12 protein-coding genes are annotated in these 13,536 nt (G+C 73.4%); 7 read left to right on the top strand and 5 right to left on the bottom strand.

Annotation, left to right across the window (positions count from 1 at the left end):
• The first annotated feature begins 5 nt into the window (after window positions 1-5).
• A complete protein-coding gene (locus ACZ7FF_RS01640; RefSeq protein WP_470808573.1) occupies window positions 6-1,163 on the top strand; it encodes an aldose epimerase family protein in 1,158 nt (385 codons plus the stop codon).
• A gap of 120 nt (window positions 1,164-1,283) precedes the next feature.
• Window positions 1,284-3,029, top strand: a complete 1,746-nt coding sequence (locus ACZ7FF_RS01635) for a pyridoxal phosphate-dependent aminotransferase (RefSeq protein WP_470808572.1) — start codon at window positions 1,284-1,286, stop codon at window positions 3,027-3,029.
• A gap of 81 nt (window positions 3,030-3,110) precedes the next feature.
• Here the strand turns inward: ACZ7FF_RS01635 and ACZ7FF_RS01630 are convergent, their stop codons facing one another.
• On the bottom strand, window positions 3,111-3,761 hold the full coding sequence (locus ACZ7FF_RS01630) for a DUF4360 domain-containing protein (protein ID WP_470808571.1): 651 nt from the start codon (window positions 3,759-3,761) through the stop codon (window positions 3,111-3,113).
• Between the two features lie 180 nt (window positions 3,762-3,941).
• Window positions 3,942-4,400 carry an RrF2 family transcriptional regulator gene (locus ACZ7FF_RS01625; protein WP_470808570.1) on the bottom strand — a complete coding sequence of 153 codons (459 nt, stop codon included), beginning with the start codon at window positions 4,398-4,400 and terminating at the stop codon, window positions 3,942-3,944.
• A gap of 75 nt (window positions 4,401-4,475) precedes the next feature.
• Between ACZ7FF_RS01625 and ACZ7FF_RS01620 the strand changes: the two genes are divergently transcribed.
• The 3 genes from ACZ7FF_RS01620 (at window position 4,476) to ACZ7FF_RS01610 (ending at window position 9,425) form a co-directional block, all read left to right on the top strand.
• Window positions 4,476-7,445, top strand: a complete 2,970-nt coding sequence (locus ACZ7FF_RS01620; protein ID WP_470808569.1) for a beta-galactosidase — start codon at window positions 4,476-4,478, stop codon at window positions 7,443-7,445.
• Between the two features lie 163 nt (window positions 7,446-7,608).
• Window positions 7,609-8,208 (top strand): toxin-antitoxin system, toxin component family protein, encoded by a 600-nt coding sequence (locus ACZ7FF_RS01615; RefSeq protein WP_470808568.1) that lies wholly within the window; start codon window positions 7,609-7,611, stop codon window positions 8,206-8,208.
• Window positions 8,205-9,425, top strand: coding sequence for an MAB_1171c family putative transporter (locus ACZ7FF_RS01610; RefSeq protein ID WP_470808566.1), 1,221 nt, complete (start codon window positions 8,205-8,207; stop codon window positions 9,423-9,425). The genes ACZ7FF_RS01615 and ACZ7FF_RS01610 overlap by 4 nt, the downstream gene beginning before the upstream one ends.
• 69 nt (window positions 9,426-9,494) lie before the next feature.
• Here the strand turns inward: ACZ7FF_RS01610 and ACZ7FF_RS01605 are convergent, their stop codons facing one another.
• Entirely contained in the window at window positions 9,495-10,340 is an 846-nt protein-coding gene (locus tag ACZ7FF_RS01605; RefSeq protein WP_470808564.1) for an SMP-30/gluconolactonase/LRE family protein, read from the bottom strand.
• Window positions 10,337-11,110 carry an IclR family transcriptional regulator gene (locus tag ACZ7FF_RS01600; protein WP_470808562.1) on the bottom strand — a complete coding sequence of 258 codons (774 nt, stop codon included), beginning with the start codon at window positions 11,108-11,110 and terminating at the stop codon, window positions 10,337-10,339. The genes ACZ7FF_RS01605 and ACZ7FF_RS01600 overlap by 4 nt, the downstream gene beginning before the upstream one ends.
• A gap of 145 nt (window positions 11,111-11,255) precedes the next feature.
• On the opposite strand from ACZ7FF_RS01600, the gene ACZ7FF_RS01595 reads away from it, so the two are divergent.
• On the top strand, window positions 11,256-11,813 hold the full coding sequence (locus ACZ7FF_RS01595; protein WP_470808560.1) for a hypothetical protein: 558 nt from the start codon (window positions 11,256-11,258) through the stop codon (window positions 11,811-11,813).
• Between the two features lie 53 nt (window positions 11,814-11,866).
• On the opposite strand, the gene ACZ7FF_RS01590 is transcribed toward ACZ7FF_RS01595, so the two are convergent.
• Window positions 11,867-12,739 carry an ATP-grasp domain-containing protein gene (locus tag ACZ7FF_RS01590; protein ID WP_470808559.1) on the bottom strand — a complete coding sequence of 291 codons (873 nt, stop codon included), beginning with the start codon at window positions 12,737-12,739 and terminating at the stop codon, window positions 11,867-11,869.
• Window positions 12,740-12,920: 181 nt separating this feature from the next.
• Between ACZ7FF_RS01590 and ACZ7FF_RS01585 the strand changes: the two genes are divergently transcribed.
• Window positions 12,921-13,526 carry an O-methyltransferase gene (locus ACZ7FF_RS01585; protein WP_470808558.1) on the top strand — a complete coding sequence of 202 codons (606 nt, stop codon included), beginning with the start codon at window positions 12,921-12,923 and terminating at the stop codon, window positions 13,524-13,526.
• Window positions 13,527-13,536 lie beyond the last annotated feature (10 nt).

Genomic DNA, 13,536 nt, shown 5'->3' with positions numbered 1-13,536 from the left:
CGCACATGGAACTGAACAGACGCACGGTCATCGCCGGCGCGGCGGCCGTGGGGCTCGCCGCGACGGCCCTCGGCACCGGGACGGCACAGGCGGCCGCCCCGGGGAGCGGGAAGCCGGTGAGGGAGCTCTTCGGCACGCTCGCCGACGGCACGAAGGTGCACCGCTGGTCGCTGGAGAACGGCGGTACCCGGCTGAAGGTCCTCTCCTACGGCGGCATCGTCCAGTCCCTGGAGATCCCGGACCGGCACGGCCGGTACGCGAACGTCTCGCTCGGATACGACGACCTCGCCGCGTACGTCGCCGGGACCACCTACTTCGGCGCCACCATCGGCCGCTACGGCAACCGCATCGCCAGGGGGCGGTTCACCCTGGACGGCAGGCGGTACCAGCTGTCCGTCAACGACGGCGTCAACAGCCTGCACGGGGGCGCCAAGGGCTTCAGCACCAAGGTGTGGGACGTCGAGCCGTTCACCGCGGGCCCGGACGTCGGCCTGCACCTGTACTGCACGAGCATCGACGGCGAGATGGGCTACCCCGGCACGCTGCGGACGAAGGTCACCTTCACGCTGACCCCGCACGGCGACTGGCGGATCGACTACGAGGCCACCACCGACCGGCCTACGGTCGTCAACCTCACCAACCACACGTACTACAACCTCGCAGGCGAGGGCAGTGGCAGTAGTTACGACCACGAACTCTGGCTGGCCGCGGGCCGCTACACCCCCACCGACGCGGGCCTGATCCCCACCGGCGAACTGGCGCGGGTCGCGGGCACCCCGTTCGACTTCACCCGGCCCAAGCCGATCGGCCGCGACATCCGCACCGGCCACGAACAGCTGGTCACGGCCAAGGGCTACGACCACAACTTCGTGCTCGACAAGGGGGTGACCGCCCGGCCGGAGCACGTGGCGACCCTGCGCGACCCCGGCTCCGGCCGGACCCTGAAGATCCTCACCGACCAGCCGGGGGTGCAGTTCTACTCGGGCAACTTCCTCGACGGCACCCTCGTCGGCACGTCCGGGCACACCTACCGGCAGGGCGACGGGCTGGCGCTGGAGACCCAGCACTTCCCGGACTCGCCGAACGAGCCGTCGTTCCCGTCCACCGTGCTCAGGCCCGGCCGGACGTACCGCACGACGACGGTCCACTCGTTCGGCGCGTGACCCGGGCGGCTCCGGCGTGAAGTGGCTCACGTGCTCCGTGAGTTGAACACCACCCCGCCCGCCTCCGTATCCAAGGGCGGCCCGTGCTCCCCCGCGCGGGCCACCCGAACGGAGGTCCCCTTGACCGGCAACGTCACCTCGTTGTTCCGCGGTACCGCCGCGCACAGCCCCTCCATGGCTGCGCTGACGCGGGAGGGCGGCGACGGGACCGGGCCGGTGGACTTCTGCATTCCGTGCAACCCCTACTTCCCGACCCCGGCCATGTTCGACGAGATGGCGGCCCGGCTGCGCGAGATCGTCACGTACTACCCGAGCGGCGCCGAGGCGATCACCGCGGAGCTCTGCGAACTGCTCCGGCTGCCGCAGAGTTGCGTGGCGATGGGCAACGGCTCCACGGAACTGATCACCTGGATCGACCACCTGCTGGTCCGCGAGTCCCTTGCGGTCCCCGTGCCGACCTTCGGCCGCTGGACGGACCAGCCGATGGAGACGGGCAAGCGGGTCGACATGTTCCCGCTCCAGGAGGCGAACGGGTTCGCCCTCGACCTCGCCCAGTACGCCGAGTTCATCCGGGCCCGCAAGACCCGGGTGGCCGTGATCTGCAACCCGAACAACCCCGACGGCGGCTATGTGCGCAAGCAGTCGGTGGTGCAGTTCATGGACGCGATGGCGGACCTGGACCTGGTGGTCGTGGACGAGTCGTTCCTGGAGTTCGCCGACGCGGAGACCGAGCCGAGCGTGGTGCAGGAGGCCATGCTCCGCCCGAACGTCATCGTGCTGCGCAGCCTCGGCAAGAACTTCGGCCTGCACGGCATCCGCTTCGGCTATCTGGTGGCGAACCCGGCGCTGGCCGGCCGCGTCCGCTCGATGCTGCCCAAGTGGAACCTCAACTCCTTCGCCGAGCACGTGGTGTTCATGCTCAGGGAGCACGGCGCGGAGTACAAGCAGAGCCTGACGCAGGTCCGCCGGGACCGCCTGGAGATGGCCAGCGGGCTCTCCGCGCTCCCCGGCCTCACGGTCTACCCCTCCCAGGGCAACTTCCTCTTCGTACGGCTTCCCGTCGGTGCCGAGGGCACGGTGGTCCGGGACCGGATGCTCACCGAGCACCGGATCCTGGTCCGCGAGTGCGGCAACAAGATCGGGTCGTCGAGCCGCTTCCTGAGACTCGTGGTGCGCCCCCAGGTCGATGTGCGTCGCCTGGTGTCCGGCCTGGAGCAGGTGCTCTACGGGTCCAGGAGGGGAGCCGCCGTACCCGAGCTGGGCAACGGGACCAGCTACAGCTCGGGTACGGCGGCGGTTGACCGCCTGATGAGCGAGACCAACGGAAGTGGCATGCGGCTCGCCCCGGCCGCTCCCGCCCCGGCCGCCGGCACCGGCATGCCGCTCCCCGCCGCCGTGCAGCCCGGCGCCGGGATGCCGATGCCGGCGGCAGCCCAGCCGGCCCCCGTACCCCAGCCGGCACCCGTACCGCCGATGCCCCAGCCCATACCGGCGCCCGTGCCTCAGCTGCCCCAGCCGGCACTGGCCCCGGCGCCGGTCCCGGCCCAGCAGCCCATGGCTCCGGCGCCCATGCCCCCGGTGCCCCAGCCGGTACCGGTGCCGCAGCCGATGCCGCTGCCCGCGCCCCCGCCGATGCCCACCCCGGTGCCCGTGCCCGCCCCGGTGCCGGTGCCCGTGGCTCCGGCCGCGATCGCTCCGACCCCGCCCGGTGTCCCGGCCCGCGGGGGCCTCACCGCGGCGCAGGTCCGCGGCATGACGGCCCCGGTGCCTGCCCCCGCCCAGGGTCTGACCCCGGCCCCGGCGACGGGCTGGCCCAACGCCCAGAGCTGGCCGAACGCGGCGGGGATGGGCCAGGCGGCGGGATAGCGCGGGGCCGCCTCCCCCTCGCGGGGGAAGCGGCCCGTAACAGGCCGGCCGGTGGACGGGTGCCCACCGGCGGGACCCGCGCTACGTGTGCGGGCACTCCTTCCATGCCAGGTGGTACACCGTGCTGATGTCCCCGTCGGTGGAGTCCATCGTCATGAAGCTGACCTTGTCGGGGGCGGAGGTACCCGCGTTCACCCGCAGCTCGGTGTTGATGTTGAAGTTGCGCAGCACCCCGCAGGGCGCCCACACCAGCTGGGCCACGTCCGTGCTGTCGGTCGCCTGCCAGTCGTCGTTGTAGGCGCCGCTGAACGGGTGGGTCTTGGGCACCGTGCTGGAGGAGCCCTGGAAGTAGTACGACGCCTTCTGCGTGGCCGTCGCGCCGGGCTGGAGCGACAGGAAGCCCCGGTAGTCGGCGCTGGCGATCGCGTAGGTGAAGCCCTGGGGCACATGGACCACCAGGTTGAGCTGGCAGTTCTTGCGGAACGCCGTGGGGTCGGAGTTGCCGCCGACCTGGGCGAGGTAGCTGCTGTAGGTCACCGTGAAGGCCGTGTTGTCCGGGGACACGGCCACGGCGGCCGTGCCCTGCGGACAGCCCGAGCCGTTCACGGTCGCGACGTCGATGACGATCTTGTCCGGGGGCGGGTTGTCGAACACGGGTGACGACGCCTGGGTGGGCAGCGCCGTCGTCAGAAGAGCGGCCACCGCGCCGCTCAGGAGGAGTCCACCAGCCATGGTTTCTCCAGGTTGTCGAGTGGGGGGTGTGCCTCCGGTCCGTCGGTGCGGAAATGAAGAAACTGTGCGACAACTGTGAAACCGGAAAGGAGGCGTGGGAATCGTAGGAACCCCCGCCGGGCCCCGGCAGGGCGAACTCCGGCCATTCACATTCGGGCTTTCACATTCCGGTCGGCCGCGTCAGGGGTTCTCCCAGGACGCCGGTTCCGCCGCGAGGGCGCGTACCGGCTCGGGCAGGGCGTCCGCGGCCAGGTCCGCGAGGGTGACGCCCTCCAGGACGCGGCGGACGTTGGCGCGCAGGGCGATCCACAGGGGCAGCAGGGGGCGGGCGCTGCCGGTGTAGGCGAGTCCGGTGGGACGTTCGCCGCGGACGGAGACGATCGGGCCGTCCACGCCCCGGATGACGTCCGCCACGGTGATCTCCGCGGCGTCCCGGGCCAGGCGGTAGCCGCCGCCCCCGCCACGCCGGCTGTCGACGACCCCGGCCCGCCTGAGGTCGCCCAGGATCCCCTCCAGGAACTTGTGCGGGATGTCCTGCGCGGCGGCGATTTCCTCTGCCTTCACCGGGCCGTTACCCTGCCGTACGGCCAGCTCCAGTACCGCCCGTACCGCGTAATCCGCCCGTGCCGAGATCCTCATGGGTCCATTGTGGGGCGTGCCTGCCTGGAGAATGGCCGGACCCGCGCCCCGTAAGATCGCCCGGGAGGATCCACCTTGGCGCTCAGCAGACGTACCTTCAGTGCCCTGGCCGGCTCGACCGCGCTGGGCCTCGCCCTCGGCGGCAGTGGCGGCACCGGGGCGCCCTCGGCGTACGCGGCGCGCAGTGCGCCGACCGGCCCTGCGCCCGCCCCGCCGCGCGTGGACGGCGAGCGGCACACCATCGGGTACGACCGCTACTCCCTGCTGGTCGACGGCCGGCGGCTGGTCCTGTGGTCCGGTGAGATGCACCCCTTCCGGCTGCCGAGCCCCTCCCTGTGGCGGGACGTGCTGCAGAAGATGCGGGCGCACGGCTACAACGCCGTCAGCGTCTACGTGGCCTGGAACTACCACTCCCCCGCGCCCGGCCGGTACGACTTCACCGGTGTCCGGGACCTCGACCTGTTCCTGCGCACGGCCGCCGAGACGGGCCTGTACGTCGTGCTGCGGCCAGGCCCGTACATCAACGCCGAGGTCGACGCCGGCGGCTTCCCCGGCTGGCTGACCGCGACGAAGGGCAGGGCCCGCTCGAACGACCCGGTCTATCTGTCGCACGTGGACGAGTGGCTGACCCAGGTCAACGCGATCGTCCGCAGGCACCTGTTCACCCGGGGCACCGGCACGGTCCTGCTGTACCAGATCGAGAACGAGTACGACGCCCAGGTGGGCGAGGCCGGCGGCCGCGCCTACCTGTCCCACCTGTACCGGAAGGTGCGGGCCGACGGGATCGACGTCCCGCTCTTCCACAACGACAAGGGCCGCAACGGCTACTGGGTCCCCGGCTCCTTCGACACGGGCGGGGAGCGCGGCGGCTGGCTGTACGGGTTCGACGGGTACCCGTCGCCGTCCCAGACCCCGCCGGACTGGGGGACGTTCGGGCCGGGCGGGCCGCGGGGCGGGGCCAGCGCCTCGCCCTCCACGCCCGGGTTCGTGCCCGAGTTCGGGGGCGGCTGGTTCGACCCGTGGGGCGGGGCCTGGTTCGACGGCAAGGGGTACGCCGAGTCGCGGCGCACCCGGGACTCGGCGTACGAGCGCCGCTTCTACCTGACCAACCTCGCCAACGGGCTCACCCTGCACAACGTGTACATGACGTTCGGCGGGACCTCCTGGGGCTGGCTGCCCGCGCCCGTCGTCTACACGTCGTACGACTACGGCGCGGCGATCGACGAGGCCCGCAACGTCACCGACAAGATCGCGCCGATGCACGAGATCGGGCATCTGGTGCAGCGCGTCCCCGACTTCGCCAAGCTGGACCGGGCGGCCGACGTGAAGGCCGCCGGGCTGAAGGTCTACCACCTGACCAACCCGGACACCGGCGCCCACGTGTACGTCGCCCGCAACGACGGCTCGGCCCCGGTCACCACCGACCTGCCGACCTCCGAGGGCACGCTGCGCGTCACCGTGCCGGCCAAGGACGCCAAGCTGCTGACCGCCGGGCTCTCGCTGGGCAGGCGGACCCTGAAGTACGCCACCGTGCAGCCCACGATGTGCCTGACGGCCGGCCGGCAGGACATCGCGGTGTTCGCCGGGCGGCACGGCGAGATGGCCGAGCTGGTGCTGAAGTGCCCGGCCGAGCCGGACGTCCTGCGGCTGGACCCGGAGGCCGCCTGGGTGCTGACCGACGACGAGCTGAACGTCAACGCCCCGCTGGGACAGGGCGGTCTGACCCGGGTGCTGGTGCAGAAGGGCGAGAGCGACACCCCGCTGCTGCTGCTCTTCGGCGACGACGCCACCGCCGTGCGCATGTTCCCGTACGACACCCCGTCCGGGACCCTGCTGGTGTACGGCCCCGCGCTGCTGCGGCACGTCGAGCTGCGCGGCTCCGAGGTCCATCTGACCGGTGACGTCACCGAGACGACCAGCGTGGAGGTGTGGGGACCGCGCGGCATCGAGACCCTGGTGTGGAACGGGCGCACCCTGCCCACCCGGGTGACCCTGTCCGGCAGCCTGATGACCACCGGGCTGCTGCCCGCCGTGCCCGAGGTGCCGCTGCCCGAACTGGGCGGCTGGCGGGCGCGGACGGAGAACCCGGAGGCGGGACCCGGCTTCGACGACTCGTCGTGGCAGGTCGCCCGCAGGACCTCGTCGTACAGCACCACCCCCGTTCCCGAGGGGCAGCCGGTGCTGTTCGCCGACGACTACGGCTTCCACTACGGGGACGTCTGGTACCGGGGCACGTTCACGGACTCCACCGGCCTGGAGGAGGTCTCGCTCGCCTACAGCACCGGCACCCAGGGGCTGCTGATGGCGTGGCTGGACGGCGAGCCGCTGGGCACGCACCGGATGCCGGTGCCGGACAAGGACGGCACGGCCCGCAAGGGCAGCTGGGCCGGGACGGCGGCGCTCCCGGTGCGCGAGCGGCTGCGCTCCCCCGGCCGGCACGTGCTGTCCGTGCTGGTGCGGCGCATGCAGCACGACGAGGACGGCAAGGCGCTCGACACCCACAAGGCGGCGCGCGGCCTGACGGCCGCCTCGTTCAAGGGGGCCGCGCCGGACGTCACCTGGCGCATCCAGGGGGAGGCGGCCCCCGACCCGGTGCGCGGGCCGATGAACAACGGCGGCCTGCACGGCGAGCGGGAGGGCTGGCACCTGCCCGGCTTCCCGGACCGGGACTGGGAAGAAGTGAGCTTCCCCCGGACCGTACGACGGCAGGGCGTGACCTGGTACCGGACCACGTTCCGGCTGTCGGTGCCGGCCGGCATCGACGCCTCGGTCGGCCTGACCCTGGAGGACGACCCCTACCGGGCCTACCGCGCGCAGATCTTCCTCAACGGCTGGAACATGGGCCAGTACATCAACAACGTGGGGCCGCAGCACACCTTCGTGCTGCCGAACGGCATCCTGCGCCCCCGCGGCGACAACACCCTGGCGCTGGCGGTCCTCTCGGAGTTCACGACGCTGTCCGGGCCGGGGTCGGTGCGCCTGACCCTGCTGGGCCGGGCCACCGGCGGAGTGCCGCTGACCCAGGTGGCCTCCCCCGGCCGCTGACCGTCCCGTTCGGCGTCCTCGGCCGCGCCGCCGCGCCGGGTGGCCGGATCGGGGCGCACAGATGGTTGCGGGGTGAACGATGCTCGCCGGGATCGCATGACGCGGGCGCATCCGGGCGCGTACGCTCGGACCGGCCGCACACCGGCGGTGAGAAGGGGGACCGATGGGCATCGCGGGTGCGCGACAGCGGGCGGCACGCCTGACCGCACGGCTGCGGCGCTCCCGCCCGGGCTCGGCGATGCGCACCCTGGCCGGCGACCTCGCCGCCGCGGTCCGCGCCCGGCCCCGGCCGCCGGACGGGGTACGGGAGTTGTGCCGGGCGCTGTGCGAGGAGATGAGCGCGCTGCGCGGCGGACGGCCGGTGGAGCTGCGGTTCGAGCGCTTCCCGGACGAGATCGAGGTCACCGGACTGTGGGTGGAGTTCGCCGACTTCGACCTGGTCATCGTGGAGGAGCGGGCCGAGTCGGTGCAGCAACTGGTCATCCTGGGCCATGAGTTGTGGCATCTGCACGCCGGGCACCGGCACCACCACCTGGCCGGGGCCGCGGCGGCCCGCGCGTTCGCCGGCACGCCCGGCTGGCGCGACGCCCTCACGGTCGCCGCCCGCAACGGCTCCCGGGAGGCCGACGAGGCCGAGGCCGACGACTTCGGCCACCGGCTGGCCACGCTGTTCCGGTCCCAGGTGTCCGGGGGCGCCGACGCCCCGCCGGACGCGCTGCAACGCGCCCTCGGCTACCGCGGACGGGGCGGAGCCGCGCGGTGAACGCGCTGGCGCTCGACCCCTCGGGCCTGCTGGGCGAGTTCTACATCTCCTTCTGGATCCCCACCGCGCTGCTCACCGCCGCGCTGCTGATCAAGCTGCCCTCGATCATCCGGCTGTGGCGGGACCCGCTGCTGCGCGCGGTCGGCGGGCTGCTGCTGCTCGCCTGCGCGGTGTTCGTGTTCTGCACGCCGTCCATGATCGCCCGGGTGAACCGGGTGACCGGCGTGCCCAACTTCTCGGCGCCCTGGTGCTATTCGCTCATCACCGCGATGTCCGGCTCCTGTCTGCTGCTCATCGTCACCTGGCGCAACGGCCGGTGCGACCGCTCGGGCGTCACCCGGCGCGCCCGACGCCGGGTGGTCTCGGCGTACGCCGCGGTGATCGTGGCGCTGTGGGCGCTGTTCCTGCTCGCGGACGTGCCGGTGGAGCGGGTGCGGGACCTGGACACGTACTACGCCCGTACGCCGTTCATGCGCGAGGAGATCCTGCTCTACCTGCTGGCGCACACCGTGGCCTGTCTGATCACCGCCCGGCTGATCTGGAACTGGGCGCACGCCGACGGCCTCGACGCCTTGCTGCGCTGGGGGCTGCGGCTGCTGGGCGGCGGTTACGCGCTGAACCTGATCTACGACGCGGCCAAGCTGACCGCCGTCGTCGCGCGGTGGTTCGGGCGCCGGGTGGACTGGCTGAGCACGGATCTGGCACCGCCGGTCGCCTCGCTGTCCGCCATCCTCGTCGCCGCCGGCTTCATCCTGCCGCACGTGGGCCAGTGGCTGCACGACCAGTGGCGGCTGCGGCTCGCGCATCGCGAACTCGGGCCCCTGTACCGGCTGTTGTGCGCGGTGAGCGGCGAGGGGGTGCCGTTCGCGCTGCGGGCCACGCCCGAGCTGCGGCTGACCCGGCGCGAGACGTTCATCCGGGACGCGCTGCTGCCGCTGGCCCGGCGCATCGACGCCGACCTCGGCAGGAGGGCGTACGAGGCCGCGCTCGGCCTGGGGCATGCGCCGGGGCGGGCGCGGGCGCTGGGCGCGGCGGTGGGGCTCCTCGACGCGGTCGGGACGGAGGGGCGGGCGCCGGATCCGGTGTCCGAGGCCGACGCGATGAGTCTGCTTCGCGACATCGCCGCGGTGTCACGTGCGCTGCGTCGGCCGGAGGCCCTGTCCGAGGTGCGCTCCCGCGCGGGGGATGCGGCGAAGAGTGTGGTGGGGGGCGGCTGAGGCCGTCGTCCGGTGCGGGTGTGTCGGGCTGGTCGCGCAGTTCCCCGTGCGCCTTCGGGGGTGTTCCGGTCAGCCGGTGAACGGTGGTTGGGGGAGGCCCTGGCCTGCGCCGGGGACGACCAGGAGGGAGCCGGCGACGGGGTGGGGTGAGGTCAGGCCCGTGCGGGCCGTCGTGACGTACAGGTCGGTGAGCGTGGCGCCGCCGAACGCGCAGGCCGTCGTGCGCGGGGTCGGCAGCGTGATCACGCGGTCCAGCTCGCCGGCGGGCGTGTACCGGCGTACCGCTCCGCCGTCCCACAGGGCCACCCAGACGCAGCCGTCGGCGTCGACCGTGAGCCCGTCCGGGAATCCCGCGCCCTCCTCGATCTCCACCAGCGGACGGCGGTCGGCGACGCGTCCGTCCTCGTGGTCGAAGACGTCCACGCGGCGGGTCGGCGTGTCGGCGTGGTACATGAGGCGGCCGTCCGGGCTCCAGCCGGTGCCGTTGCTGACGGTGACGCCGGTGAGGACCGTGCGCGCCGCACCGTCGGCCGTCAGACGGGTCAGCGTGCCGCCGCCGGTCGCCTCGTCGTACCGCATGGTGCCGGCCCAGAGCGAGCCGTCGGGGGCCACCGCGGCGTCGTTGCCCCGGCGGCCCGGCACCGGCTCGTGGTGCAGCCAGCGGAACGTGTCGTCGGGGTCCAGCAGGCCGACCCCGTCCCTCAGGTTCAGCACCAGACCGCCGCCCGCCCGGGGCTTGGCCGCGCCCACGTGCTGTTCCGTCGTCCGGATCGTACGGCGTCCCGAACCGGGGTCGTACGTGTGCACGCGCATCCCCAGGATGTCGAGCCAGACCAGGCGCCCGGTGGCCGGATCCCAGGTCGGGCCCTCGCCGAGGGCCGCCTCGGCCCGTACAGCGACCTCGTACGCGCTCACGCCACGCCCCGGTGCCCGAGCCGCTCCGACAGCTCCGCCGCGCCCTTCGCCGACAGCTGCTCCAGCTCGGCCCGGCGCTCCTCGCTCCAGCGGATCATGGGCACGGAGATGGACAGGGCCGCGACGACCTGGCCCGTGCGGTCGCGGACCGGCGCGGCCACGCAGGACACGTCCGGGTTGGACTCGCGGCTCTCCACCGCGACGCCCCGCTGCCGGATCTCGGCCAGGGACTCGCGCAGGGCGGCCGGGTCGGTGATGCTGTTCGGCGTCATCGCGGTGAGTTCGGCGCCGTCCGGGATCCGCGCGGTCAGCTCCTGCTCGGGCAGCGAGGCCAGCAGCATCTTGCCGACGGAGGTGCAGTGCGCCGGGAGGCGGCGCCCCGCGGCCGAGACCATGCGCACCGCGTGCGTGGAGTCGACCTTGGCGATGTAGATGACGTCGGTGCCCTCGAGGATGGCCACGTGGACGGTCTCGTCGCAGGTCTCGGCGACCGAGCGGGCCACCTGCTGGCCCTCGGCGGCGAGGTCGAGCTGCTCGGCGTAGCGGCTGCCGAGCTGGTAGGGCCGCACGCCGAGCCGGTAGCGTCCGGGCTGTCCCGGCACGGACACGATGTACGAGCGGGCCGCGAGCGTGGTGACCAGTTCGTGCACGGTGGTGCGCGGCAGCTGCAGCCTGCGCACGATGTCGGGGGCGGAGAGCGTTCCGTCCCCGTCGAGGAACAGCTCAAGAATGTCGAGAGCCCGGGTCACGGCAGGCACGAGGCGTCCCACGTCCGGCCCCCTCCCTTGGGTCTAAGTGCCTGTTCTCGTGATACCTGTTCGAGATATCAACAGACGATCGGCATGGCGAACACAGGCTAGCCACCGACGGATGCGCGGGCAATGGCCCGGGAGCGCGCTCGGCACCATGGGGGTCATGAACCTCGACTTCCAGCTGGTGCTGCTGCGGCGCATGGCCGACCACAACCCGGACCTGGTCGACGACGCCCGGCGGCGCCTCGGCGCGTCGCTCGCCGACATGCGGGAGACCAACAAGCGGTGGCAGGCGATGGTCCGCTCCCCCAGGTCACGGTCCGCCGCGTCCCGGTACCGCTCGGTCCTCGGCGAACCGGAGTCCGTGCTGCCGCGCAGGCTGGGCGACGTCGACTGCGAGGCCCGGCGCTGGGCCCTGCCCCTCTGGCCCGACCTGCGCTTCGAGGTGCTGGTCGGGCCGGACGGGGGCGTGTGGAACGAGTGGCTGGTACGCGCTCCGGGCGCGCCCGCCCCGGAGCTGCGCAGCCTGGAGGACCTCGTCCCCTGGTCCTGCACGGTGGACGAGGCGGCCCGCGCCTTCGCGCCCGCGCGCCCGCTGGAGGGCACGGCGCCCACCCGCTGGGGACTGGCGTTCACCGCGCCCGACCGGGACGGCGAACGCCACGAGGTGGTCGCGGAGTTCACCTGGGGCCTGCTGCAGCGCACGGCCCTCGTGACCTGACCCCGGTGCGGTCGCGTGCCGCCGCACGGGCGGACCGGGAGGCCGCAGGGGTCCTAGTGCGCCGCGGCCGCCAGGATCGCCCGGGTGACGTGGGGCAGGGACTGCGGGTGCAGCCACAGGAAGAGGTTGGGCTCCACCAGTTCCAGTTCCATCAGGCGGGGCGCGCCGTCCTCCCCGTCGACGAGGTCCACCCGGGCGTACAGCGGCTCGGCCGTGCCGGGGACGGCCGCCAGCGCCTTGTGGGCGACGGCGAGTTCGGCCTCCGTCGGCTGCCAGGGCGTCAGGTCGGGGTGGGCGACCTTCTCGGCGTCGTACGGCGTGCCGGGCGCGAGGACGGGCCCCTTGCGGCTCGCGTGCAGCAGCCGGCCGCCGAAGAACTGCAGCGCCCGCTCCCCGGTGACCTCGATGCCCGCGAGGTAGGGCTGCACCATCGCGGTGAAGCCCTCCGCGTGCATCCGCGCGAGCTGCCGTACCGCCGTGTCGTGCTCGTCGGGCGTGTACCGGGCGGCGAACCGGGCGCCCGCGCCGGAGGTCGGCTTGATCACGTACTCGTGGTCCGCCGGGAGAGCGGCCGGCTCGCCCGGCGCGATGTAGCGGGTGGGCACGGTGGGCACACCGGCCGCGGCCAGCTCCCCCAGGTACCGCTTGTCGGTGTTCCAGCGCACGACGCCGGCCGGGTTGGCGACCCGGGTCGCCCGCGCGGCCCGCTCCACCCAGGCCGCGAACTCCTCGGCGCGCCAGCTGTAGTCCCAGGTCGAGCGGATGACCACCAGGTCGTAACCGCCCCAGTCCGCGTCCGGGTCGTCCCAGTACCGGGCCTCCGCGTGCGCGCCGGCCTCCGTGAGCGCCCGCACCAGCACCGGCAGGTCGGCGTCCTTGCCGGGCTCGGCCCCGGGATCGTAGGTGGCGAGGGCGATGCGGGGCACGGCGGACTCCCTGTCGTACGGCGGTTCGATCGGCGTTCGATCGTGGGTTCGGCACCGGCGAGGCTAACAACCGTCGCCGACGTGGTCGCCCCGGACCGGGCGGCCGCCCCGATCGGGTAGCGGGGCCCCGCGACCGGACGGAAGTCGCCCGCCGGGGCCCGGCACTCCGGTAGAAACGGGCATGGCGACTTTCGGTACCGACGCGTACACCGGCGTCGACGGCCTCCCGCCCCTGGTCCGGCGTGCCCTCGCCGCCGCCCGCGCCCACCGCTTCCCGTACTCCTGCCGCCCCGAACAGGGCCGCCTGCTGCACGCGCTGGCGGGCGGGGCGCGGGTGCGGATCGGGGAGACCGGCAGCGGGCTGGGGGTCGGGCTGGCCTGGCTGCTGTCGGGGGCGGGGCCCGGGGTGCGGGTGTACGGCGTCGAGCGGGATCCCGCGCGGGCGCGGCTGGCCCGGGACGTGTTCGCCGGGCACGCCGACGTCACCGTGCTCACCGGCGACTGGCGGCGGATCGAGGAGCACGGCCCGTTCGACCTGCTCGTCCTGGACGGGGGCGGGCAGGGCAAGGCGGCCGGGGACCGGCCGGCCGAGGTGGAGCGGCTGCTCGTGCCCGGCGGGACGGTCGTCGTGGACGACTTCACTCCGGCGACCGGCTGGCCGCCGCTGCACGAGGGCGAGGTCGACCGGGCCCGGCTGCACTGGCTGGAGCATCCGGCGCTCCGGGCGGCCGAACTGCGGCTGGCGCCCGACCTGAGCACGGTCGTCGGCACGAGGCTCCTGGTGTAGGAAGGGTGCT

The sequence above is a fragment of the Streptomyces sp. NPDC037126 genome, assembly GCF_055605965.1.
Note: the sequence above shows the minus strand (reverse complement) of the source record. Positions and strands in the feature narration are given on the sequence as shown.